This is a genomic window from Natronomonas moolapensis 8.8.11 (genome assembly GCF_000591055.1).
Taxonomy (GTDB): Archaea; Halobacteriota; Halobacteria; order Halobacteriales; family Haloarculaceae; genus Natronomonas; species Natronomonas moolapensis.
Genome location: NC_020388.1, coordinates 12,477 through 35,502, shown reverse-complemented (window position 1 = coordinate 35,502; position 23,026 = coordinate 12,477). Strand labels below are relative to the sequence as shown.

Here is a 23,026-nt window from a genome sequence, read left to right as displayed (position 1 = left end):
CCTATACGCTCGGCAGCCCCCCCTCCGCCCGTGGCAGGTCGCACGGAATACGAGGCGGGTGCCGCTGTCGCGGACGTGCTGCCGGCGTTCGCCGACGCGTTCCCCTTCGAATCGTTCAACCGGATGCAAGCCGCGGCGTTGCCCGCCATCCTCGAGTCCGACGACAACGTCGTCGTCAGCGCGCCGACTGCGAGCGGAAAAACGGCGCTCGCGGAGGCCGCGATCTGTCGGACACTCGAGTCGGGCGGCACCGCGCTGTTTCTCGCGCCGCTTCGGGCGCTGACCAACGAGAAGGAATCCGAGTGGGAGCGCTTCGAGGCGCTGGGCTACTCGGTGTACGTCGTCACCGGCGAACGCGATCTCAACCCCCGCCGGGCCGAGGGGGCGGACATCCTCGTGATGACGCCGGAAAAGGCCGACTCGGCGACGAGAAAACACGACTCGCCGCGGTACGCCTTCGTTACCGACGTCGACTGCTGTGTCATCGACGAGGTCCACCTGCTCGATTCGGACCAGCGAGGGGCCGTCCTCGAAGTGACGATATCGCGTCTCAGGCGGCTCTGTGAGCCGCGGGTCGTCGCCCTGTCGGCGACGATGCGAAACGTCGGCGACGTCGCCGAGTGGCTCGACGCGCCCGAGGCGTGTACCTTTCGCTTCGGGGAGTCCTATCGGCCCGTCCCGCTGTCGGCGACGGTCGAGACGTACGCCCACGGCGACAACGCCTTCGCCGACAAGTACCGCCGGCTCTACCGGGCGTTGGATCTCGCACAACCACACATCGAGGACGGCGGACAGGCGCTGGTGTTCGTCGCCTCGCGGCAGGACACGGTGCGAGCCGCCGAGAAGGCGCGAGACGTGATCGCCGAACGCGACGTCGAGATCGGCTCGCGCGGCGAGTACGACTTCCACACAGACGCCCAGGAGTTACAAAACGACACGCTTCGGCAGTCGGTCGTCGACGGTGTCGGCTTCCACCACGCAGGGCTCTCGAAGGGGGACAAAGACCGCGTCGAAGACTGGTTCAAAAGCGGTGAGATACAGCTGCTGTTTTCGACCTCGACGCTGGCGTGGGGCGTCAACCTCCCGGCGCGGTGTGTCGTCATCCGCGACACGAAGCTGCACGACCCCCTCGAGGGCGAAGTCGACATGAGTCCCCTCGACATCCTCCAGATGCTCGGTCGCGCCGGGCGGCCGGGCTACGACGACGCCGGGTACGCACACGTCGTCTGTGATGGCTCGGACGCGGGGCGCTACCGGCAGTTACTCGAGGACGGCAAGCCGATCGAGTCGCGGCTGGCCGGCGAACTCGACGCGCATCTGAACGCCGAAATCGCCCTCGGCGTGGTCGACGACATCGAGGACGTAATGGGGTGGCTCGAGACGACGTTCTACTACGCCCGGGCGGCAAGCGCGCCGGAGCACTACGACGACCCCGACTCACTCCGTGATCGGGTCTCGGCGACGCTCGAACGCCTCGTCGACGGTGGGTTCGTCGATCAGTCGGGCCTCGAAATCGAGCCGACGACGCTCGGTCGGCTCACCTCGCAGTTCTATCTCCGCCTCGACACCGCCGCGTCGTTTCACGCGCTGTGTGAACGCGCCGCCGACAGCGACACCCCGGATCTCGGTGGGGCGGCCGCCCTCCGGACCGTCGCCGACGCGACGGCGTTCGACAGCGTCTCGGCGCGCCGCGACGAACGCGAGACGTTCGGGGCCGTTCTCGCCGGCGAGGGCGACGACTTAGAGCCCGGGAACCGGAAGGTGCTCGCCATCCTCCGGGCCGGCATGGACGGAACGACGCCTGCCGAGCTCCAAAGCGACGCGTGGGTCATCCGGCAGAACGCCCTGCGGCTGTTGGCTGCACTGCGGGCCTTCTGTGAACGGTTCGCCTCGCCGCGGGACGCGAACCTCGTCCGGCGGATCGAGGCCCGTCTCGAACACGGGGTCGGCGAGGAGGCGGTCGGACTGGTCGCGGTCGGCGGAATCGGTTCGGGGCGGGCGAGCAAACTCGCGAAGGCGGGGCTCGTCGACCCCGCCGACATCCGGCGTGTCGGCGTCGAGGGACTGATCGACGCCGGCCTCTCGGAGGGCGTCGCCGAACGGGTCCTCGAGCAGGCGCGGGCGTTGCCGGGCGTCGCTATCGAGTGGGAGGGGATGCCCGAAGCGGTTCCCGAAGGCGAAAACACGATGGCCGAAGTCACCGTCCGAAACGCCGGCGAGGGAGCGCCCGCGGGGGTTCGGGTGACGGTCAACGACGTCGAGATGTCGGAGACGACGCGGTATCTCGGCGAGACGACCGTCCCGGTCGGCGTCTTCGGCGGTGACACGGAAGAACTCACCTACGAGGTCGAGGTTAGCTTCCCGGAACTCCCGCTTCACCCGATCAGGGACCGCCGCGTCGTCGCGGTCGAGTGAACCCCTTCGCTTCCGGTCGAACACCGCCGAGCGATACAGGAACGCAATCTGAGAGCCCGTCTATACGCCGTTACCGGTCGGCGTGTCGCTGTCGCGTATGCCAACGCGGTATCGGGTTCCAGACGAAATGGAGGTCGCACAACACGGCGACGGGGACGCCCGGCTTTTATAATAGCGCGCGCCGGAAACCGTTTTATGGGCAAGGAGACGATCCACACCGACGACGGCCCGCCCGCGGCCGGGGCATACAGCCAGGCGACGACCGACGGCGACCTCGTCTTTACCGCCGGCCAGATCGCGTTGACCCCCGACGGCGATCCACTCTCCGGGGAACCGATCGCGGTCCAGACCGAACGAGCGCTCGACAACCTCGCCGCCGTGCTCGAGGCGGCCGGAACGGACTTCGGGAACGTCCTCAAAACGACCGTCTATCTCGCCGACATCGACGACTTCGAGGCGATGAACGAGGTGTACGCCAGCTACTTCGAGAGCGAGCCGCCGGCCCGGTCGGCGGTACAGGCCGGCGCGCTCCCGCTCGGGATGGCCGTCGAGATCGAAGCGGTCGCGACGCGGCCGTGAGCCGACGAATCGCCGACCCAATCGGATGCCATTCGTGACGCCTCGCCGTCGCTCGGCGCTGCTTTGGGGCCTCGTCGGCGCGTTCTCGTTTCTCGTCGCCCACGGGCTGTATCTCCTCCTCGGGGGGACGTTCCTGGGCGTCCCCCCGGTAACTGCTGTGACGCTTGCGGTCTTCGCTGTGGCGGCCGCGAGCAGCGGCTACCTCGAGCGCCGACTCGGCGTCGCCGGGCGGCGGCCCGATGCGGACGAGTGACACGCCCCCGCCGAACGCGAAGCTTTTAAACGGCCGACTCCGGTATCTTCTGTTGAGCCGGGATGGCCGAGTGGTAAGGCGCACGCCTGGAAAGCGTGTTCCCTCAGGGATCCAGGGTTCAAATCCCTGTCCCGGCGTTTTTGTGGCGGTTTCGCGAGCGCACGCGAGCGAAACGTCGTGGCGAACCGAGTGAGCCACGGAAAACGGACGTGAGGAGCAAAGGGCTTCCGGGGAGTATCACGCCAACAGCACCGCGATTTCCGGGGAATCGAACCACGGACCTCCGGGCGCGGCGACGAGCCACCTCAGGCACACCCCTCGGCGTTCTACCACGGGATGCGGAGCCGCGGTAGCTCGCCTGCCGAAACTCGAATGTGACAGGGCCGGTGGAGGACTGCCCTCCCGCCGCCATCGACTTCTTTCGTTTTCCAAGTAGCCGAGCAGCACCGCGGGCACAATCGGGGGCCGCGACCTGGTGCCGTGCGCCGGTCGAGGGGGCCTCTGGCGCGTACTCGCGGTCGAGCAGGACGACGACGAGTTCGGTTCGAACGGTACGCCGGCGCACTCGACGCACAAGTGCTATCCGAACCCCGATGTGCGAGGAACGATCCCGAAGTGCGCTTGACGCTATCGAAGGCCGACGGCGACGCACCGCTGTCGGGACAGGACCGCCCGCTGGGAGGGACTGTATTCGACATCGACCCCAGATACTCGGCAACCGAACGAGCTGCGACGCGTTGGTTCTCTGCTACGGCGGCACGGTCGAATCCGACGAGACCGGCCCCTGAGTCGAGGCGGTATGTCGTATTCCGGACGTACCGACGCTGAGAACACACACGCCGGGACGTAGTCCGCTCGGACAGCGTCGAGAGCCAAGGGCCGGATTTGAACCGGCGTATAGCTGCTCTGCAGGCAACCGCGTAAGGCCAGACTCTGCCACCTTGGCGCGTCCGTTCCTAACGGAGACGGCGATTTAAGCGTAGCGGTAGCTAGCCGGGGGCGTCCCCGGTATAAATACAAAAAACCCCACACAGCACGTGCTGTGTGGGGTTTGAATGAATGGTAGGCGGCGAACCAGGTTTCCCAGAGGCTCGCGCACTCCAGTACTCGCTGGAACGCTGGCGGGCTTATCTTCCGTGTTCGGGATGGGTACGGGAGTCGCCCCGCCGCTGTGGCCGCCTTAATGCCGGTTCGTGGAATCGAACCACTGACGGGGATAGTACTCCCCGACGTCCAACACCGGTGGTGTTGTCGTCTGTACATGCGATCCAGTTTACGCCCGGACCCGCTTCATCGGGCGGAGCGATGGAATGATTGGTGGCTTCGATCGGTTAGTGCTCGCGGGCTGAACGTCTCGTTGCCTCGACGCGTACACCCCGAGTCTATCGAACTCCTCTTCTAGGAGAGATCTCGGCGACGCTTCTTTTCCAGGTGGGTTTCCGGCTTAGATGCATTCAGCCGTTACCCCGTGGTGCGTAGCTGCCCAGCAGTGCCCTCTCGGACAACTGGTAAACCAGTGGCACCCAACCGTAGTTCCTCTCGTACTATACGGTCGTTCCTGTCAAGCGTCAAACACACCCAGTAGATAGCAGCCGACCTGTCTCACGACGGTCTAAACCCAGCTCACGACCTCCTTTAATAGGCGAACAACCTCACCCTTGCCCGCTTCTGCACGGGCAGGATGGAGGGAACCGACATCGAGGTAGCAAGCCACCCGGTCGATATGTGCTCTTGCGGGTGACGACTCTGTTATCCCTAGGGTAGCTTTTCTGTCATCAATGGCCCGCATCGGGCAGGCTCATTGGTTCGCTAGACCACGCTTTCGCGTCAGCGATCCTCGTTGGGAAGATCACTGTCAATCCATCTTTTGCTCTTACACTCTCCGTCGGGTCTCTGTCCCGACTGAGATGGACTTAGGGCGCGCTCGATATCTTTTCGAGCGCGTACCGCCCCAGTCAAACTGCCCAGCTATCGGTGTTCTCCTCCCGGAGTGAGGGTCACAGTCACTGACGGGTAGTATTTCAGTGTTGACTCGGCGACGTGCTGGCGCACGCACCTGTGTAGTGTCTCCTACCTATCCTGCACATCAGCGACCATGTCCCAGCGACAGCTTGCAGTAAAGCTCCATAGGGTCTTCGCTTCCCCCTGGGTGTCTCCAGACTCCGCACTGGAACGTATGGTTCACCGGGCCCAACGTTGGGACAGCGACGCTCTCGTTAATCCATTCATGCAAGCCGCTACTGAAGCGGCAAGGTACTACGCTACCTTAAGAGGGTCATAGTTACCCCCGCCGTTGACGGGTCCTTCGTCCTCTTGTACGAGGTGTTCAGATACCCGCACTGGGCAGGATTCAGTGACCGTACGAGTCCTTTCGGATTTGCGGTCACCTATGTTGTTACTAGACAGTCGGAGCGTCCGAGTCACTGAGACCTGCCTCTTTCCGAGGCAGGCACCCCTTATCGCGAACTTACGGGGCCAGATTGCCGAATTCCCTAACGTCGGTTGTTCCCGACAGGCCTTGCCTTTCGCCGGCATGAGCACCTGTGTCGGATCTCGGTACGGACGTTGTACTTGCCTTTTCACGGGCCCCAGGTTGAACCGACTTGCGCTATCCTGCCGTTCGTCCGCTTCGTGCCATTACGGCTTCCACGGATTTGGACAGTTCGACCGGGCGAAAGCCCGGTTCGGTCGACCCCAAGGCGTCGGCGTTGAATGTACAACGGCGCTGGAATATTAACCAGCTTCCCAATTTGACTCATTCGAATTGCGGTGAGTCTTAGGACCGGCTAACCCTCGGCTGACGAACATTGCCGAGGAACCCTTGCTCATTTGGCCGTCAGGATTCACACCCGACTATCGCTGCTACTGCAACCAGGATTTTCTTCACCAATTGGTCCACTCGAACTCTCGCCCGAGCTTCCACCCAACCGGAGTGCCGACCTACGGAAGCACGCTGTGAGGCGTGCCGCCGGGTCTCGGTGGTAGACTTGAGCCCCGATCATTTTGGGCGCCCCGAACCTCGGCCGGTAAGCTGTTACGCTATTCTTAGAGGGTAGCTGCTTCTAAGCTCACCTCCCGGCTGTCTTGGGCTCGGGACTACCTTCAATCGCACTTAGTCTACACTTGGGGACCTTAACCCAGCTCTGGGTTGTCTCCCTCACGCTGCACAGGCTTACCCCGCACAGCGGACTCCCCGCGTCAACGGCGTCCGTGAGTTCGGAGTTTGACAGGAGGGTGAACTTCTCTCGAAGTCCACGCCCCCAATCAGTCTCTCTACCCCACGGACTACCTCAACGGAGGTCATGCTTCGACATGTTTCGGTCGGAACCAGCTGTTTCCGGGTTCGATGGGCCTTTCACCCCTATACGTAGATCACGAGAGGGTATTGTAGGACACCAACTCTAGCGGACCTCCACGTAGCTTTCGCCACGCTTCGTCCTGTCCACGCATAGATCACCCGGTTTCGGGTCGTACCCGTCTGACTCCCCGCGCTTGAACACGGCGGCCCTGGTCGTAAGACTGCGGCCATGTCGGTTTCCCTATGCCTTCCCCGATGAACGGGTTAGACTCGCCAGACAAGTACACTCCCTGGTTCGTTTTTCAAAACGTACGACGGAACAGCGGCTTCCGAAGCGTTCTACTGGAGACTCGCGTCTCGGTCGTTTAGCTACGGACCTTTCGTGCCCCGTCGTTCTATCACCACCTGATTTCAAGCCCTATTGCACCTCCCTTCTCGGGGTGCTTTTCAGCGTTCGCTCACGCTACTTGTTCGCTATCGGTCTCAGGACGTATTTAGTCTTGGCAGACGATGTCTGCCGGATTCACGAGGAATTTCCAATCCCCGATACTCTGGAGCTGACGCACGGGTTAGTTGGTTCCGATACGGGGTTATCACCCTGTATCACGCTCCGTTCCAGGAGACTTCTCGAAACCGTTCGCCCGATGAGAGCCAGTCCGAACACCACATTGGTCGAAGACCTTCGGTTTGGACTGTGTCGCGTTCACTCGCGGTTACTAACGACATCGCATTCGCTTTCTTTTCCTGCCCCTACTAAGATGTTTCAATCCGGGGCGTTCCCCATTGCGCGAAGCAATTGCGGTGGGGATTCCCATTAGGAGATCCTCAGTTCTTTGCCTCCGTGCGGCTCCCTGAGGCTTATCGCAGCTTGGCACGTCCTTCGTCGGCGCCTGAGCCGAGCTATTCACCAGGTGGCACAGTAGCCACGGTAATGATAGATCGCTCATAAACCCGATGAAACGGGTCCAGTGAGCGTCTGGATCGCATGTACACACGGTCTCATACACACATCCGTTGACTGCGGATCTGTGTCCACCCTTCCCACTCGCGCTTGCACGGAGTGGTGCATCGGTTCTTCGTACCCGAACGAGCCGCGTTTCCCACTTAAGGGACACGGTTCGGATCGGGTACGTGAGATGGACCCACTGGGATTCGAACCCAGGGCATCCTCCTTGCAAAGGAGGCACTCTACCGCTGAGCTATGGGCCCTACCATCAGCCTTGACAGTTCAAAGGTGCTCGGTCGGTCGCGCACCGACGCCGATAGATCGCCAAAGGTGGGCTGAGGCCGAAGCCTCAGTCCCGGACGTTAGGAGGTGATCCAGCCGCAGATTCCCCTACGGCTACCTTGTTACGACTTAAGCCCCCTTGCGGAGCCCAGATTCGACCTGGAAACCAGGCCTCATCCGGACCCCACTCGGGTGCTTTGACGGGCGGTGTGTGCAAGGAGCAGGGACGTATTCACCGCGCGCTTCTGACACGCGATTACTACCGAATCCAGCTTCATGCGGACGAGTTTCAGTCCGCAATCCGAACTACGATCGAGTTTAGGAGATTAGCTTCACCTCTCGGTGTCGCATCCCACTGTCTCGACCATTGTAGCCCGCGTGTAGCCCAGCTCATTCGGGGCATACTGACCTACCGTTGCCCGTTCCTTCCTCCGTCTTAGCGACGGCAGTCCCCCTAGTGTACCCAGCCATCGCAAGATGCTGCTGGCAACTAGAGGTGCGGGTCTCGCTCGTTGCCTGACTTAACAGGACGCCTCACGGTACGAGCTGACGGCGGCCATGCACCTCCTCTCAGCAGCGTCGGGTAAGGTCATCAACCTGACCGTCATTACTGCTGTCGGAGCTGGTGAGATGTCCGGCGTTGAGTCCAATTAAACCGCAGGCTCCTCCGGTTGTAGTGCTCCCCCGCCAATTCCTTTAAGTTTCATCCTTGCAGACGTACTTCCCAGGCGGCTCGCTTCACGGCTTCCCTACGGCACAGCGCAGGCTCGTAGCCTGCGCCACACCTAGCGAGCATCGTTTACGGCTAGGACTACCCGGGTATCTAATCCGGTTCGAGACCCTAGCTTTCGTCCCTCACTGTCGGATCCGTCCTTCCAAGGTGCTTTCGCCATCGGTGGTCCGTCCAGGATTACGGGATTTCACTCCTACCCCGGACGTACCCCTTGGATCTTCCGGTCCCAAGCCGCACAGTTTTCGCCGGACGCCCACTCGTTAAGCGAGTGGATTTCCCGACGAACTTGCGCGGCCAGCTACGGACGCTTTAGGCCCAATAATATCGGCCATCACTCGGGCTGCCGGTGTTACCGCGGCGGCTGGCACCGGTCTTGCCCAGCCCTTATTCGTAGACCTCCTTACGGTCTACAAAAGCGAGGGCTCTATGCCCTCGCACTCGGTGTCCCCCTATCGCACTGTCGTGCAGTGTAAAGGTTTCGCGCCTGCTGCGCCCCGTAGGGCCCGGACTCGTGTCTCAGAGTCCGTCTCCGGGCTCTCACTCTCATGACCCGTACCGATTATCGGCACGGTGGGCCGTTACCCCACCGTCTACCTAATCGGCCGCAGCCACATCCTATGGCGCCGGAGCATTTCGTGCATCCGCCAGTTCCAGGCTGGATGCACTATTCGGGATTAGCCTCAGTTTCCCGAGGTTATACCGATCCATAGGGCAGTTTGGCCACGTGTTACTGAGCAGTTTGCTACGTTAAACGTGCAACTCGCATGGCTAAATCGGACACCGATAGCAATAGCCTCCGGCAGGATCAACCGGAATGTGTTCCCCGAACTTGTTACCCAGCTCGGGGAGGGTTTGGCGGGACACACCTGAAACAGGTGTGTACCATACTATCGGCAATCGATGACAATCGGACCGACCGAGTGTCACCGAACTGCCAAGGCTAACATCAGATCCCATCTATACGGCGGACCGCAGGGGTGGAATCCTCATTTCCTTCGGATCTAACAGTAACCCGCGATGGGTCATAAACCCACCGGATTACGTCGATCCGTGAGCGAGGTCGGCTTCGAACCGGCCTCGACCACGTCGTGTCTTTGACCAACGCCCTCATACGCATAAGGGCGTCGAATCAGAGGCGAACCGAACGGAGTCCGGGTCGCCTTTCGTACTTCAATCCGAGTGCCCTGTTACACTTAAGGGCGTCGGATTCGGAGCGGCGCCGGAATGCGGTTCCGGCCCGTTCCGCGTATTTCAACCCGAGTGCCCTGTTATACTTAAGGGCGTCGAAACGGAGCCACCGAGTTGTCCGGTCGTTCCGGATTCGGGGGGCACCGTTCGGGTACCACAGCGTGTGGTGTGAACTCGGAACGAGACGACCCGAAGGGCCGTCCCGCCGGGGCGTCGTGCCCCGCGTCGTTCGCATTCCATTCGATGGGAGTCGACATATTAAGCCCGTCGAAGTGAGGCCGCTTCGTCACGGGAGTTCATGCCGCTCGGGGCGTGTGATCTCCACTCGTGGCATTCTCCCGGAGATCGAGCTCCCGTTTCGATGCGGTGGCCGGCCTCGGGGGACCGATCGGCGACCGATCGCGCGCGGATCCACGGGAAGTGTCACCACAGATAGTTCAACGAACGAACACTAACGGGACGAGTTCCAACACACAGGCCGCCAACCGACGCAGTGATGAACGTACGAGCGTCGGTAGTGACGGGAGGCCCCTCGCCCGGGGCGGTGTCGCGTCGCTGGGCGAACGAACGGTTCAAGCGGCTCTCGGGAGGACCGAACGGCGTGGTATGCGAGTCGGAACGAGATCGGTAATGGATGTTGCGCGGGTGGAAGTCGGCCCATCATCCTATGCGCGTGCGTGCGCGGTCCGGCCGGGTGAGTTGCCGCGCACCCACGGTACCGCCGCGGTCGTCATATCGGTTCCGGTCCTCGGGGTGGTTCCGGCGGTGGGCGGCGAGAGGGCGGAGGCTGACGGATCGTCTCGAAGCGATACGCTCTGACCGCACGGCTCCCGCGTACCCCCGATGTGGAGCGATCCTCGGATTCGGGCCGGCTACAGTTCCTCTAGGTGTTTGATTCCCTGCTTCGAGACGTTCGCTTCCGTTATTTCTTCGGGCATCCAGTCGGGACTATCGTCGGGAGCCGTCTCTTCCCACGCCCATCCCTCGTAGATGTGGACCTTTTTTGTTCCCTTCTCCCGGAGTCGGAGTTCGGTTCGGTCGGCGACGTCCTCGCTTTCTGCGGGGTCGAGCCGTCGCGCCGCCTTCAGCGCCGCCTGTCTCGGCGTCCGACCGGAAAAAACGCTGGTCTCGTCGCCGGCGTTCTCCCGCAGCGCGAAGTTCCGTGTGTCGTCGTCAGATGCCATAGTTGTGTCCTCCGTGTGATTTCTGCACACACGTCAATATAAATATAACCCCGAGGTCGACCCCCTGGCACGGGTTTTTCGCGTATATTTCAGCCAGAGGGGGCGAATTTGGAGCGACCGGCGCCCCGATAGGGACGCCTCGGCGTTCCGGGCGAAGAACGCTCCCGGGTCTCGTCTTCGGTCGGCAAAACGCAGCGGGGCGGCGTCTCGCACGGTACACTTATGTATCCCGTGTGGCGAACGACCCAACACAACGCGATGGTGCGAAAGAAGACGCTCAGCCCAAGCGGGGCCAAGGACGATCAGGGCGAGTATCACAACGTCCACGTGAACCTCCACGAGGACGAGCTAGCCGTCGCGGGTATGAGCATCGGCGACGAGGTGTTCGTCCGGGTCCGCGACGGGAAGATCATCATCCAAAAGGCCGATACGGACGACGTCGAACACGACCTGTAGTCTGCGAGGACGCCGCCGGGACCGCGGCGTTTAACACCGTTGCACGACCCCATCCGACCGATGACACTGTATGACCTCCTCAAGCCACTCTTTTTTGAAATCGACGCCGAGACGGCCCACGGGCTCGGCCACCGGCTCCTCGAGGCGATACAGGGGACGCCCCTGGAGCGCGTCGTCGCCGACCGCTACACCGTCGTCGACCCGAGGCTCCGGGTGGAAACGCTCGGGTGTGCGTTCCCGAATCCAATCGGCGTCGCCGCCGGGTTCGACAAGAACGCCACCGCGCCGGCGGCCCTGGCTGCGCTCGGCTTCGGCCACGTCGAGGTCGGCGGTGTGACCGCCGAACCGCAGGCCGGTAACCCACGCCCGCGACTGTTCCGACTCCCCGACAACGACGCCCTGATAAACCGGATGGGGTTCAACAACGACGGCGCTGACGTCGTCGGCGAGCGCCTCGCGGAGGCCGACTGTCGGGTCCCGATCGGGGTCAACATCGGGAAGTCCAAATCGACACCGAACGAGGACGCCGAGGAGGATTACCTGTACACGTTCGAACGAGTCGGTGCGGGCGAGTACTTCGTCGTCAACGTCTCCTCGCCGAACACACCCGGGCTCCGGGAGCTCCAACAGCGCGACCGCCTGGAGTCGATCCTCGGGACGCTCGCCGATGCCGGCGCAGATCCGCTGCTCGTGAAGCTCTCTCCCGACCTCACCGAGGCGGCCGTCGAGGACGCCCTCGGCGTCGTCGAGGACCTCGATCTGGACGGCGTCATCGCGACGAACACGACGACTGGCCGCCCGCCGTGGCTCCGGGGCGAACACGCCGACGAGACGGGCGGACTCTCCGGGAAGCCGATCGAGGACGAGTCGACCCAACTGATCCGTTTCATCGCCGAGCGGACCGAGAAGCCGGTCGTCGGCGTCGGCGGCGTCACGGACGCCGAGGGGGCCTACGAGAAGATCAGGGCCGGCGCCAGCCTCGTACAGTTGTACACCGGGTTGGTCTACGAGGGCCCCTCGATCGCCCGCGACATCAACCGGGGGCTGCTCGAGCGGCTCGAGCGCGACGGGATCGACTCGATCGAGGACGCGGTGGGCGCGGATTTATAAGTTAGCGCGCGTCCGGACCGGGGCGGGACGGCGGGGCTTTATTCTTTCGACGGACCGAGAGGGCATATGGAAGACGCCGGCGGGCGCGAGGGGGTCCGTGCGTTGTTGGGGACGTTCCTGGCGCTCGAGCGCGACGTCCTCGTCCTCTCCGTTGCGATGTTCGCGTTCAGCCTCGGTTTCCAGATGACGAGTCGGTACGTCCCGCGGTACATGTCGGTACTCGGGGCTGGGGCGGTCGCCATCGGGCTCTTCGGCACGTTCGGCAACCTGATCGGGGCGGTCTACCCCTACCCGGGCGGGGCGCTCTCCGATCGGATCGGATCGCGGGTCGCGCTGACGCTGTTCGGGCTGGCGTCGACACTCGGGTTCGTGGTCTGGTTGTTCGCGGACGCGTTCGGCGTCGTCGCCGTCCCCCCAGTCGGAACGACGGTCGAGCTCCTCGGGCAGGCGGTCGTCGTCGGGTGGCTCGAGCCCGCCTCGATCCCGGTCGGCATCTTCCTCGGGCTCGCGCTCGCACAGGCCTGGAAGTCCTTCGGTCTCGGGGCGACGTTCGCGGTCGTCAAACAGGCCCTCGAACCCGATCGGCTGGCGACCGGCTTCGCGAGCACCGAGACGTTCCGCCGGACGGCGTTTCTCCTCGGGCCGCTGTTGGCGGCCGGCGTCCTCTCCGGGTTCGCCTTCGAAACCGGCTTCCGCGTGCTGCTCGCCGTCGCCGCGGCGTTCGGGCTCGGAGCGACGCTCGCCCAGCACGTTCTCTACGACGCGGGCGAGGACAGCCTCGGGAAGTCCTTCGAGGGCGTCTCGACGATCCTCGAGGATCTACGGGCGATGCCACCGGCGTTGCGGCCGCTGCTCGCCGCCGACACGCTCGTCCGCTTCGCAAACGGAATGGTGTACGTCTTTTTTGTCATCGTCGTGACGGAGTTCCTCGCGGTCGGCGTCCGGCTGCCGGTCGTCGGGCGGCTCTCGCCGGACGCGTACTTCGGCGTGTTGCTCGCGATCGAGATGCTCGTCGCGCTCGCCGTCATGCTGCCGGTCTCGCGGCTCTCGCGCCGCGTCGGGCTGAAGCCGGTCGTCGCCCTCGGGTTCGCCGTCTACGCCGTCTTCCCGGTTCTCTTGATAAACGCCCCCGAAAACGCCGCCGTGCTGGCGGCGCTGTTTGCGTTCTCTGGGCTCCGGTTTGCGGGGCTGCCGGCCCACAAGGCGCTCATCGTCGGCCCGGCCGAGGCCGGAACCGGGGGTCGAGTGACGGGGTCGTACTACCTCCTCAGAAACGCGGTCGTGATCCCCTCGGCGGCCATCGGCGGCGCGATATACGCCGTCTCCCCGCGGGCCGCCTTCGCCGGATCGACGGCGATCGGGCTCGTCGGGGTCGGGCTGTTTCTCGCCGTCGGCGAGGACTTCGAGGCGGCGAGGACGTAGACAGCCAGGCGTTGCGTCCGACTCCGGGCCCTATCGGACGGCGGCGGCGCGGTACTCGCCGTGTTTCATCCCGAGTGCGAACGCGAGGACACCGAAGACGAGCATCGAGGGGGCGACCATCATGAGCGTCGTCTCGAGGGGCATCATATCGCTGCCGACGAGGCCAGCAACGCCCACGACGACGACGGCGAGCAACGCGCCGAGCGAGACGGGGAGGCTGAATTGCATACGGTCCTCGTTTGGGGTTCGAGAAGTATAGTTTGTGTCCTCGGGAGATCCGACGTGGCGTCGTGGATTCGACGGCCGTCGGCCCGGGCCGCGCCGTGGGTTCAAGTACCGCCGACGCCAACAGTGAATTATGTCAGACAGTGCCGCCCGCGAACTCGGCCGGAAGAGCGCGGGACTCTCCACGCGCGCGTCGGTCGCCCTCTTTGCGCTCTTCGCCGTCGGGGCGGGGTTCGCGTTCGGCGTTATCGAGTTCGACCCGCTCGTGATCGCCGGACTGGCGCTGCTTTTCGTCGCCGCCGCCGCCGTCTCCAGCGCCGTCGAGATCGTCGAGGCCTACGAGAAGGAGGCGCTGACGGTGTTCGGCGAGTTCCGCGAACTCCTCGAGCCCGGGATCCACTTCGTGCCGCCGTTCGTCTCCCGGACCTACCCCTTCGACATGCGGACCCAGACGATCGACGTCCCGCGTCAGGAGGCGATCACGGAGGACAACTCCCCGGTGGTCGCCGACGCCGTCGTCTACATCAAGGTGATGAACGCAAAGCGGGCGTTCCTGGAGGTCGACGATTACAAGCGGGCGACCTCGAACCTCGCCCAGACGACGCTGCGGGCCGTGTTGGGCGATATGGAACTCGACGAGACGCTCTCGAAGCGCGAGCGGATCAACCGCCGCATCCAGCGTGAACTCGAGGGGCCGACCGACGAGTGGGGCGTCCGGGTCGAGGCCGTCGAGGTCAGAGAGGTCAACCCCTCGACGGACGTCAAACGGGCGATGGAACAGCAAAGTTCCGCCGAGCGAAAGCGCCGCGCGATGATCCTCGAGGCACAGGGCGAACGCCGCTCCGCCATCGAGACGGCGGAGGGCGACAAGCAAGCCAACATCCTCGAGGCACAGGGCGAAAAGCAAGCGAGCGTCCTCGAGGCACAGGGCGAAGCGATCTCGACGGTCCTGCGTGCGAAATCCGCCGAATCGATGGGCGAACGTGCGATCATCGAACGGGGGATGGAGACGCTCGAGGAGATCGGCAAGGGCGAATCGACGACGTTCGTGTTGCCCCAGGAGATGACCTCGCTTTTGAGCCGCTACGGCAAACACCTCACCGGCAGCGACGCGGCGACCGGCGGGACGGAACTGGAGTCGCTGGGATTCGACGGCGAAACGCGCGAGTTGCTCGGCATCGATAGCATCGAGGAACTCGCCGCGGGGAGCGAAAGCGGCGACGTCGACCTCGAGATCGAGAGCGCCGACATCGAACTCGAAGACGAGATCGAGTAGGCGACCCGAGGCGGAGCTATTTATAAAACGTTCTCGATGGAGGCGGCGACCTCGCGGGCGCGGTCGGCGAGCGCCCCGGGGACCCGTCCGGCCTCGACGGCGGCGTCGAGTTCGTCGTCGTCGACCCGTTCGACGGCGCCGTCGGGCCCTTTCACCACGTCGACGTGGAGGTCGACGTATCTGACCGCCCGCGGAAATATCTCGACGGGCGTACAGACGTTGACGTAGGTGCCGCGGCGCTCGCCCCCCGATCCTTTATAAACCGTCGCGTACCACCACCGGCCCTCGACGAACGTAGTCGTCGCGACGTCGCCCGCGACTCTGTCGACGCCGAGGGCATCGTAGCTGCCGCCGCCCGACATCTCGCGCTCGACGGTGATCGAGCCCGTCGGGTCGTGCTCGGTGACCTCGCCGCGGCCGAGCGTGATCGTCCGGCCCGCGGGTTTTCCGTGCCGGATGGCGACCGAATCGCCCGATTGCGGGCCGAACTGCCGGGTGACGACGTCGAACGGGAAGTCGACGTCGGCGTCGTCGGCCGCGCTCTCGGCGTCGGGGCCACAGAGCGCCTCGACGAAGTCCACGGCCGAACTCGCGGCCGCCGTTGCGGCCTTCGTCCGGTGGTGGCCCGCCATCGTCGTCTCGACCCGCCGGCGGACCGAATCGAGCTCGAAGCGGCTCTCTCGGCCGAACCACACCCACGCGCCCGAGACGGGGGCAGCAATACGACCCGTGGCGTCGTCAGCCGTGGCGATCGCATCCATCACCGCCGCCGCGCGCTCGTTGGCTCGTTCGAGAGCACTCGCCATCGCGTCGAGAGAGGCGTCGTCGGCCGATTTCGACCACCGTGGCGTCCACCCCTCGAGTGGGTCGACCGGGAGGATGTCGGCCAGCCGAGCGGTCTCTGTCATCGCCCCGCCGTCACCCCGCCGGAGTTCGACGAGGCCGCCGGGGAGCCGCAACTCGCGGGCCAGCATCGGCCGGTCGTCACTCCAGGGCGGCTCCGCCGAGGCGACCTGCAGGCGATAGCGGTCGCCCTCGTCGACGTAACCCTCGACCCGGTCGTAGGGAAGAAACCCCGAGACCGACTCGCCGTCGACCGATCCCAACTCGACGACCGCACCGGAGCCGAGCGTCTCCGTCACCTCGCCACGGAACACCGCGCCGGCCGGTGCGGTGGCGTCCCACGCGAGCGTGTCGCGGCCGACCGACCCGAGTCGCTCGCGCAGTTCCGAAACGGCGGCGTCCGTGCCGGCGACGCCGACGCCCTCGCGGTCGTCGGTCGTCCGGACCGTCGCGTCCGCGACGTCGACCTCGAATGGCTCCCCGAAGCGCTCGCGTATCGGGGGTGAGGCGGCGACGACGTCGTAGTCCTCGCGGAGCAGTTCGGTGAGCGCCGTGGTATAGATCCCACGGATACGGACGTTCGCGCTCATAGCGCTCCGGGGGCGGCGGCGAAGCGGACCCGGTCGTGGACGGTCGCCCCGAGCGTCAACTCGGTGTCGGGGGCGAACGCACGGAGCGCCGCCCGGGTGCGTTGATCGAAGTGCATAGGGGGCGTTCGGGACCGGGGACCGAAAGCGTCCCGGCTTCGGCTCGGAGGGGGACTCACAGCGGAAGTAAGGTGGGTCACAACGGGCCGGAGGAACAGGGGAGAGACAGTCGCTGCGAGCGCACTCCAGGACAGCACGGCCGCCACGGACGTGGGTCGAGACCCCACAACGGGCCAAACAGTTAGGGGTACGCCGCGCGAGCATCGGACATGAAGGACCCGGTCGACGCACGGACCGACGACGAGGACCTCTACGACATCGCCTCCTGGGAGCCACGGACGGCGCTGGATCGGCTGGCGATCCGGACCCACCGCGGCGTCGTCCGGGCGGGTCGGCGGGTCCTGGTCGGTCTCGGCCTGTTAATTTTCCTTGTGATCTTCGTGGCGAGCGGCACCGGGGGACTCATTATCGAGGATCCGTTCATTCTCGCGTTGGGCGGGCTCTCGATCATTCCGGCTGGGTTCTTGGCGCTGTACATCTACCGAACGGACATCACGACGAAAGAGCCACCGTCACTGCTCGTCGTCACGTTCATTCTCTCGGTGCTGTTCGCGGGCTTCGCCGCGGTCATCAACAGCGTGTTCGGCTTCCTGCAGGTGTTTCCGCTCTTCGGACTCGTCCTGTTTTTTTATCTCGTCGTCGGCCCCGTCGAGGAGTCGGTGAAACTGCTTGCGGTCTGGTTGTACCCCTACCGGGATTCGCGATTCGACTCGGTCGTCGACGGCGCGGTCTACGGGGCAGTCGCGGGGCTGGGTTTCGCCGCCATCGAAAACGTTCTTTATATCACCCAGAACCTCCAGACGCCGGCGTCGATCCTGATATCGAGCGGGGTCGGAGTCGTCGACGGGTTCGCGGAGACCCTCCAGGCGGGCGGACAGATCACCGCCGTACGGGGACTAGCTGGACCGGGACACGTCGTCTACTCGGCGTTTGCGGGGTATTACCTCGGGTTGGCGAAATTCAACCGCGAGAACGCCGGTCCCATCGTCGCCAAGGGGCTTCTCATCGCGGCGTTCATCCACGCGACGTACAACACTCTCGTCGGGTTGGTACCGGGAATCGTCAGCCTGCTCGTGCCGGGCGTCCCGGTCCTCGTGTTGTTTCTCGGGTTCGTCTTCGTCTATCAGGGCGTCTTCTTTTATATCCTCTACCGGAAGCTCAAGCGGTACGAGACAGCGTACCGGCGGAGCCACGATACGCCCGAGGGGTCCGACAGGTTCGACTCGGAACTCGCGGAGTTCGACGCCGAAACACGATAGACGGTCTAGCCGCGGGCGTGCGCCCGGCTACCGGAACTGCACGCCGAGGTCGTGGAGACCGCCGTTTTCCATCGCGACGTTGATCAAAAGCGGCGTGACCGACTCGACCTCGGCGGCGTTGTCCAGCCCGCCGACGTCGAGTGGACGGAGCCCCCTGATCTCGTCGGCGAGGTCGATCACCGTCGATTTGGCGTCCGCGTCGTCGCCGAAGACGAGCGTGTCCCACTCGAAGTCCCGGTCGAGGTCCGCAAGCCCGCCCGCGGGGAGGTTATGGAAGGCACCGATCAGGGGGACCCCGTCGGGTTTCGCCTCCGCGGCGAGGGCGGCGACGCTGCCGGCTCCGGGGCGGTTGTAATGAAAGCCCGACTCGTCGCGTTTCATCCCGACGGCCGGCGAGACGAGGACGGTGTCGGGGCCGAGGCGATCCGCGATTGCCTCGACCGTGTCGACGAGGTGGTAGGCGGGGACCGCCAACACGACTACGTCGGCGCGGTCGGCCGCCATCGCGTTCTCGAAGCCCTTGATCGCCGCGTCGAGGCCGCGGTCTTCGAGTTCGGTCCCGTACTCGTCTGCGCTCGTCCGAGCCTTTTCGGGGTCGCGTGAGCCGACGAGGAGTTCGTGGTCCGTGTCGCGGCCGAACCGGAGTGCGAGTCCGGCCCCGATGTCGCCAGTGCCGCCGAGAAGTGCGATTCGCATACCCGTATCTCGGGCAAGCGCGGATTAACGGTTGCGTGACCGGATAGGGTTGCCCCGAGCGTGTGAGTGGGGAAAGTTGCCCCGAAAAGTAGATGACACGGCTCGGGGACGCCCCCTCAGTTCAGCAGGTCGGGGAGGTCGTTGATCGACCCGACGATGACGTCCGCGCCGGCGCTGCGGTACTTTCGGCGCCCCTCTTCGCCGGAGAGCCCGCCGGTGAGGACGCCGACACCGCGGTGCGTCCGGGAGGAATCCGCCTCGTTCGCGTTTGTGACCGTCCGGATGTCGTCGAGCGTGTCGCCGACGAACACCGGACGGTCGGCGTCGAGGCGATCCGAGAGCGTGAGGAGCGCGCCGGGATCGGGTTTGCCGGCCTCCCAGTCGTCCATCGTGAAGCGGTGTGCCTCCGGAATGTCGAGGCCGACGCGGTCGAGAGCGATGTCGGCTTCGGCGGCCGGACGCCCCGTGATGACGCCGAGGGGCCACGCCTCGAGTCGTCCGCGGGTGTCCGAGTCGAGCAATACGGGTTCGTCGTCGATGAATCCCGGTCGGTCGAGGTCGGGGTCCGGCTCGCCGCCCTCGAGGCGGCGATAGAGCTCACCGCCGAGATAGAGTTGCTGGAAGACGTCCCGGAGCCGACCGCAGTCCCACTCGGCGAGGACCTGCTCGCGGGCGGCCGGGTCGAGTTCGTCGGCGATAGCGGTCTCGGCGGCCGTCGGCCCGCCCCCGGAGGCGGCGATCAGGCCCGTGTAGGTCCCGATGCTCAACTCGGGGTTCTCCCGGCGGGCGAGGACGTACAACGCGGCGGCGTACGTCAGCTCCCAGTCGTTGTTGAACCCGCCGGCGTCCTTGAACAGCTGGATGTGGTCGTACTCGATGGTGTCACCGTAGACGTACTCGATGGATTCGACGATAGCACGCCGATAGGAGTCGGCGACGTCGACCAATACGCCATCGACATCGAGGATGACTGCGTCGACGTTCATACTGTGGATGCAAGCGGTGTGTTCATGTGTTGAGTCGAAACAACGTGTCGTGCGAAAGGGCTTCCGGAGCGGCGTCGACGACCGTCGGGTCGCCGCCGAGAGTTGTGAACAGACAGTCCGTGCCGACCGCCTCGGCGACGTCGGCGAGGGGACGTTGCAGTTCCGGTGGACAGTTCAGCGCGTACACCGCGTCGGCCCCCCGATAGACCGACAGGTCGGGGTCGGTCACGTCGTCGCGGACGAACCGGACGGCCCCGGGAACGGATCGTTCGTGGACGTCGGTCGCGACGACGCGACAGTCCCGTTCGGCCAGTCCGACCGCGACGGACGGGCGGACGCCGACGCCGACCTCGACGAGGGCACCGTACCGGCAGAGCCGGTCGACGAGCGCGGTGTTCACGTCGGGATGTTTATCAGCAACGGTATCTAATGCTTTCCCATGCACGTCGATATCGTGCCGGTCGGCGATCTCCCCGCGGCGGTAAAACGGGAAGCCTCCAGCGGGCTGCGCTCCGTCTACGACTGCGAGGTGACAATCCACGACAACCAGCCCGTCCCGGAGGGTGCCTACGACAGCGGGCGCGAGCAGTATCGCGCCGAGGAGTTCATCGAACTCGCCGGCCGGGTGGGTAGCGGCGAAAAGAACATCGCCATCACCGCAAACGATCTCTACTATCGCCGGCGGAACTACGTCTTCGGGCTCGCGTATCTATCTGGCAACGGCTCTGTCATCTCCACGTATCGCCTCCAGACGTCCTCGGACGGCGGCTTCTCGGAACGGTCTGCGACCGACATCTTCGCCGACCGGGTCCGAAAGGAGGTCGTCCACGAGATCGGCCACACGCTCGGGCTCGAACACTGCGACAACTCCCGGTGTGTAATGAACTTCTCGCCGACCGTTCGGGAGGTCGACGTCAAGGAGGAGAACCTCTGTGGCAGCTGTCAGCGGCTCGTTCTGTAGACCAGCCACAGGATCACCGGTTATAAATCAACCACAGGATCACGGTAAATCGGTCGGGGAGGCGTATGGCCCGCGGGGGCGGCCGTAGCCGCGGCGGAGCAAAAGGGTGTTACTCGATCGGGCCACGGCCAACCGGACGACGACTCATGCTGACGGACAAACGAACGGCGTGCTCCTCGTGCGTCGGGTTCATCTGAGTTCGTCCATCAGTGTCAGCTCACCTCTCGGGCGTCCCGGAATCCTCGGGCGGCCCGGAATCCTCGGGCGGCCCGAAATCCCCGCCGACGTCTCGGACCAGCCGCTCCTTTTGCGCCCGCGAGAGCGTCTTGATCTCGTGCTCGCGGCGCATCGCGGCCGGCCGGCTCCCGAACGACTCCGTATATATAAGCTCCACGGGGGTCCGCCCGCGCGTGTACTTGGCACCCTTGCCGGCGTCGTGTTCGGCGACGCGGCGTTCGACATCGGTCGTGTAGCCGGTATAAAAAGAGCCGTCGGCACACTCGAGTACGTACACGTAGTGGCCGCCGTCCGAGGACATCAAGCGGGGGTTCGACGCGGCAACAAAAAACACCGGCGAAACGGGGCGGCTTCGGCGGATCGATGCCGTCGGAGTCGGACAGACCGATCCTGACGGATCGCCCCCGACGAGCCGGTTCGGGCGCACACGGCGGTCGGTTCCGGCCGACAGACGCGGCTGTATCGAGTTCGAATCGACAACAGCGGGATCGAACGTCGATCCCGGTGATCGGGGCACTGGCGGCACGGTGGCCGCTGCTCGTGTGTGGTACCTGGGGGTTCGGGGTTCGCGGCGACCGACTCGTCACTCGTGTACGCGGTCCCTCGGCTCGTCACTCGTGTGCGCGGTCCCTCGAAACCTCGGCGATACCGGCGTTCGCCGAACAGTTCGGACACGCACGTACGCGTCCGCTCTCGTCCGCGAACACCCGGGCGAACCGATCCGAAACGTGCGCGTCACAGTGATCACAGTTTGGCATTCTGTCCTCGACGAGGGGTCACCTCGTCTGTGAATACGTACAGGGCCTCTGGGCACTAATATCCTCGTTATACGGTACCAAACGTCCGGATTCGCGGGGTTGAAATGTTCGGTGAGGCGGAGCGGGGACTCATCGAAGGGCGGGGGGAGCGAACGCGTGTTTCAGGCCCGGCGGGCGGTGGAGATCGATCGGGCGATCAGGCCGGCCTGTGCGCCGGCGGCGAAGCCGGCGTCGATATTGACGACCAAGATCGGAGCACACGACTGCAACATCCCGGCGAGGGCGGCCTCACCCGAACCGCCGTAGCCGTAGCCCGTCGATACGGGGAGACCGATCAAGGGGACGTCGACCAGCCCCGCGAGCACGGTGGGGAGCGCGCCCTCGCGTCCGGCGGCGACGACGAGGACGTCGGCCTCGCGGATCTCCTCGAGGCGATCGAAGAGGCGGGCGATCCCCGCGACGCCGACGTCGTCGATCCGGTCGACGGTCGCGCCGAGTTCCTCGAGTACGACCGCGGCCTCGCCGGCCGGGGGGGCGTCCGAGGTACCGGCGGTCACAACGGTCGCGGTCGCGGACAGCTCCGGGGGTTCGTAGCCGTCGGCGTGGACGACGATCGTCCGAGCGCGCTCGTCGTGGGCGAGTTCGGCGCCGGGAAATCGCCCCTCGATGCGGGCTCGGCACGCCTCCGCGTGGTCGGGCGTGACGCGAGTCAGGAGGGCGCTATCGGTCGTCTCGACCGCTGCGGCGGTCATCGTCGCCGCCTCCTCGGGGGTCTTGCCGTCTACGAGGATCGCCTCGGGGATCCCGCTTCGGTCGGTACGGGCAGCGTCGAAGCGGCCCGCACCGGTGCTTGCGTACCCGCGGAGTTCGGCCTCGGCGACGGCCGCGGGGAGTTCGCCGGCGGCGACGGCGTCTAGGATGTCACGCATGGGACGGTGTTCGAGCCGACGGGCACGAAACTGTCGACTCGACCTGAAAGGGAGGGGCAACTGCCGGGGAGGACGGACGGGTGCGGGCCGGGATGACGAGCGAAGTGATAGAGCGGCGAGTCACCTCGGGTCCGGGGTCGGGCGACGACCCGGAGGAACAATTACATATCGTCAGGGTCGAGGGCAAAATCGGGAAAGTAGCTCTCCCGCTAAACGGGCGGTAGAAGCTGCTACACCGCATCCTTTTGAGAAAGTATATAAGTAACCCGGCAAAACCGGCGAC

18 protein-coding genes, 3 tRNA genes and 3 rRNA genes are annotated in these 23,026 nt (G+C 64.8%); 10 read left to right on the top strand and 14 right to left on the bottom strand.

What is annotated here, in order from left to right; genetic code table 11:
* Positions 1-30 precede the first annotated feature (30 nt).
* The 4 genes from NMLP_RS00165 to NMLP_RS00150 all read left to right on the top strand — a co-directional run bounded on the left by NMLP_RS00165 (position 31) and on the right by NMLP_RS00150 (position 3,384).
* Entirely contained in the window at positions 31-2,415 is a 2,385-nt protein-coding gene (locus tag NMLP_RS00165) for a DEAD/DEAH box helicase (protein ID WP_015408093.1), read from the top strand.
* Between the two features lie 195 nt (positions 2,416-2,610).
* Complete coding sequence (locus NMLP_RS00160; RefSeq protein ID WP_015408092.1) at positions 2,611-2,994, top strand: Rid family detoxifying hydrolase; 384 nt, start codon at positions 2,611-2,613, stop codon at positions 2,992-2,994.
* A 25-nt stretch (positions 2,995-3,019) separates the two neighbouring features.
* On the top strand, positions 3,020-3,247 hold the full coding sequence (locus tag NMLP_RS00155; RefSeq protein WP_015408091.1) for a hypothetical protein: 228 nt from the start codon (positions 3,020-3,022) through the stop codon (positions 3,245-3,247).
* Positions 3,248-3,303: 56 nt separating this feature from the next.
* A tRNA-Ser gene (locus tag NMLP_RS00150) sits at positions 3,304-3,384 on the top strand.
* A gap of 733 nt (positions 3,385-4,117) precedes the next feature.
* Here the strand turns inward: NMLP_RS00150 and NMLP_RS00145 are convergent.
* From NMLP_RS00145 to NMLP_RS00120, 6 genes are all read right to left on the bottom strand, one after another.
* Positions 4,118-4,193: transfer RNA gene (locus tag NMLP_RS00145), tRNA-Cys, on the bottom strand.
* A 115-nt stretch (positions 4,194-4,308) separates the two neighbouring features.
* Positions 4,309-4,430 (bottom strand): 5S ribosomal RNA (rrf, locus tag NMLP_RS00140).
* A gap of 129 nt (positions 4,431-4,559) precedes the next feature.
* Positions 4,560-7,477: ribosomal RNA gene (locus NMLP_RS00135) — 23S ribosomal RNA — on the bottom strand.
* A gap of 205 nt (positions 7,478-7,682) precedes the next feature.
* Positions 7,683-7,754 (bottom strand) — tRNA-Ala (locus tag NMLP_RS00130).
* 101 nt (positions 7,755-7,855) lie between these two features.
* Positions 7,856-9,322, bottom strand: a 16S ribosomal RNA gene (locus tag NMLP_RS00125).
* Together the 16S, 23S and 5S rRNA genes with 2 tRNA genes alongside form the textbook arrangement of a ribosomal RNA operon.
* 1,244 nt (positions 9,323-10,566) lie before the next feature.
* On the bottom strand, positions 10,567-10,878 hold the full coding sequence (locus NMLP_RS00120) for a non-histone chromosomal MC1 family protein (RefSeq protein WP_015408090.1): 312 nt from the start codon (positions 10,876-10,878) through the stop codon (positions 10,567-10,569).
* 258 nt (positions 10,879-11,136) lie between these two features.
* On the opposite strand from NMLP_RS00120, the gene NMLP_RS00115 reads away from it, so the two are divergent.
* The 3 genes from NMLP_RS00115 (at position 11,137) to NMLP_RS00105 (ending at position 13,866) form a co-directional block, all read left to right on the top strand.
* Positions 11,137-11,334, top strand: a complete 198-nt coding sequence (locus NMLP_RS00115; protein WP_015408089.1) for a hypothetical protein — start codon at positions 11,137-11,139, stop codon at positions 11,332-11,334.
* Between the two features lie 60 nt (positions 11,335-11,394).
* Positions 11,395-12,444, top strand: coding sequence for a quinone-dependent dihydroorotate dehydrogenase (locus NMLP_RS00110; RefSeq protein ID WP_015408088.1), 1,050 nt, complete (start codon positions 11,395-11,397; stop codon positions 12,442-12,444).
* Between the two features lie 66 nt (positions 12,445-12,510).
* A complete protein-coding gene (locus NMLP_RS00105) occupies positions 12,511-13,866 on the top strand; it encodes an MFS transporter (protein WP_015408087.1) in 1,356 nt (451 codons plus the stop codon).
* A gap of 30 nt (positions 13,867-13,896) precedes the next feature.
* Here NMLP_RS00105 and NMLP_RS00100 read toward each other — a convergent pair whose 3' ends face one another.
* A complete protein-coding gene (locus tag NMLP_RS00100; protein ID WP_015408086.1) occupies positions 13,897-14,094 on the bottom strand; it encodes a DUF7333 family protein in 198 nt (65 codons plus the stop codon).
* Positions 14,095-14,224: 130 nt separating this feature from the next.
* On the opposite strand from NMLP_RS00100, the gene NMLP_RS00095 reads away from it, so the two are divergent.
* The gene (locus tag NMLP_RS00095) at positions 14,225-15,367 is read left to right on the top strand and encodes an SPFH domain-containing protein (protein WP_015408085.1); all 1,143 of its coding nucleotides are present in this window, start codon (positions 14,225-14,227) and stop codon (positions 15,365-15,367) included.
* Between the two features lie 20 nt (positions 15,368-15,387).
* Here the strand turns inward: NMLP_RS00095 and NMLP_RS00090 are convergent, their stop codons facing one another.
* Positions 15,388-16,800, bottom strand: a complete 1,413-nt coding sequence (locus tag NMLP_RS00090) for a DUF402 domain-containing protein (protein WP_015408084.1) — start codon at positions 16,798-16,800, stop codon at positions 15,388-15,390.
* A 326-nt stretch (positions 16,801-17,126) separates the two neighbouring features.
* Between NMLP_RS00090 and NMLP_RS00085 the strand changes: the two genes are divergently transcribed.
* Positions 17,127-18,176 (top strand): PrsW family intramembrane metalloprotease, encoded by a 1,050-nt coding sequence (locus tag NMLP_RS00085; protein WP_015408083.1) that lies wholly within the window; start codon positions 17,127-17,129, stop codon positions 18,174-18,176.
* A 27-nt stretch (positions 18,177-18,203) separates the two neighbouring features.
* On the opposite strand, the gene npdG is transcribed toward NMLP_RS00085, so the two are convergent.
* The 3 genes from npdG to NMLP_RS00070 form a co-directional block, all read right to left on the bottom strand.
* Complete coding sequence (gene npdG, locus NMLP_RS00080; RefSeq protein WP_015408082.1) at positions 18,204-18,872, bottom strand: NADPH-dependent F420 reductase; 669 nt, start codon at positions 18,870-18,872, stop codon at positions 18,204-18,206.
* Between the two features lie 116 nt (positions 18,873-18,988).
* Complete coding sequence (locus NMLP_RS00075; protein ID WP_015408081.1) at positions 18,989-19,858, bottom strand: TIGR01548 family HAD-type hydrolase; 870 nt, start codon at positions 19,856-19,858, stop codon at positions 18,989-18,991.
* A gap of 22 nt (positions 19,859-19,880) precedes the next feature.
* The gene (locus NMLP_RS00070; protein WP_015408080.1) at positions 19,881-20,258 is read right to left on the bottom strand and encodes a UPF0146 family protein; all 378 of its coding nucleotides are present in this window, start codon (positions 20,256-20,258) and stop codon (positions 19,881-19,883) included.
* A gap of 39 nt (positions 20,259-20,297) precedes the next feature.
* Here NMLP_RS00070 and NMLP_RS00065 point away from each other — a divergent pair, with 39 nt between their 5' ends.
* Entirely contained in the window at positions 20,298-20,819 is a 522-nt protein-coding gene (locus NMLP_RS00065) for an archaemetzincin family Zn-dependent metalloprotease (RefSeq protein WP_015408079.1), read from the top strand.
* Positions 20,820-21,036: 217 nt separating this feature from the next.
* Here the strand turns inward: NMLP_RS00065 and NMLP_RS00060 are convergent, their stop codons facing one another.
* The 3 genes from NMLP_RS00060 to larB all read right to left on the bottom strand — a co-directional run bounded on the left by NMLP_RS00060 (position 21,037) and on the right by larB (position 22,743).
* A complete protein-coding gene (locus tag NMLP_RS00060; protein ID WP_015408078.1) occupies positions 21,037-21,357 on the bottom strand; it encodes a GIY-YIG nuclease family protein in 321 nt (106 codons plus the stop codon).
* A 310-nt stretch (positions 21,358-21,667) separates the two neighbouring features.
* A complete protein-coding gene (locus tag NMLP_RS16240; RefSeq protein WP_015408077.1) occupies positions 21,668-21,814 on the bottom strand; it encodes a DUF7563 family protein in 147 nt (48 codons plus the stop codon).
* A gap of 161 nt (positions 21,815-21,975) precedes the next feature.
* Positions 21,976-22,743: a nickel pincer cofactor biosynthesis protein LarB gene (gene larB / locus NMLP_RS00055; protein ID WP_015408076.1), complete on the bottom strand. Its 768-nt coding sequence runs from the start codon at positions 22,741-22,743 to the stop codon at positions 21,976-21,978.
* Positions 22,744-23,026 lie beyond the last annotated feature (283 nt).

Coding starts and splice junctions, on each gene's coding strand:
- NMLP_RS00160 (WP_015408092.1), top strand. CDS start 2,611: ATGGGCAAGGAGACGATCCACACCGACGACGGCCCGCCCGCGGCCGGG.
- NMLP_RS00155 (WP_015408091.1), top strand. CDS start 3,020: ATGCCATTCGTGACGCCTCGCCGTCGCTCGGCGCTGCTTTGGGGCCTC.
- NMLP_RS00120 (WP_015408090.1), bottom strand. CDS start 10,878: ATGGCATCTGACGACGACACACGGAACTTCGCGCTGCGGGAGAACGCC.
- NMLP_RS00115 (WP_015408089.1), top strand. CDS start 11,137: ATGGTGCGAAAGAAGACGCTCAGCCCAAGCGGGGCCAAGGACGATCAG.
- NMLP_RS00110 (WP_015408088.1), top strand. CDS start 11,395: ATGACACTGTATGACCTCCTCAAGCCACTCTTTTTTGAAATCGACGCC.
- NMLP_RS00105 (WP_015408087.1), top strand. CDS start 12,511: ATGGAAGACGCCGGCGGGCGCGAGGGGGTCCGTGCGTTGTTGGGGACG.
- NMLP_RS00100 (WP_015408086.1), bottom strand. CDS start 14,094: ATGCAATTCAGCCTCCCCGTCTCGCTCGGCGCGTTGCTCGCCGTCGTC.
- NMLP_RS00095 (WP_015408085.1), top strand. CDS start 14,225: ATGTCAGACAGTGCCGCCCGCGAACTCGGCCGGAAGAGCGCGGGACTC.
- NMLP_RS00090 (WP_015408084.1), bottom strand. CDS start 16,800: ATGAGCGCGAACGTCCGTATCCGTGGGATCTATACCACGGCGCTCACC.
- NMLP_RS00085 (WP_015408083.1), top strand. CDS start 17,127: ATGAAGGACCCGGTCGACGCACGGACCGACGACGAGGACCTCTACGAC.
- npdG (WP_015408082.1), bottom strand. CDS start 18,872: ATGCGAATCGCACTTCTCGGCGGCACTGGCGACATCGGGGCCGGACTC.
- NMLP_RS00075 (WP_015408081.1), bottom strand. CDS start 19,858: ATGAACGTCGACGCAGTCATCCTCGATGTCGATGGCGTATTGGTCGAC.
- NMLP_RS00065 (WP_015408079.1), top strand. CDS start 20,298: ATGCACGTCGATATCGTGCCGGTCGGCGATCTCCCCGCGGCGGTAAAA.
- NMLP_RS00060 (WP_015408078.1), bottom strand. CDS start 21,357: ATGTCCTCGGACGGCGGCCACTACGTGTACGTACTCGAGTGTGCCGAC.
- NMLP_RS16240 (WP_015408077.1), bottom strand. CDS start 21,814: ATGCCAAACTGTGATCACTGTGACGCGCACGTTTCGGATCGGTTCGCC.
- larB (WP_015408076.1), bottom strand. CDS start 22,743: ATGCGTGACATCCTAGACGCCGTCGCCGCCGGCGAACTCCCCGCGGCC.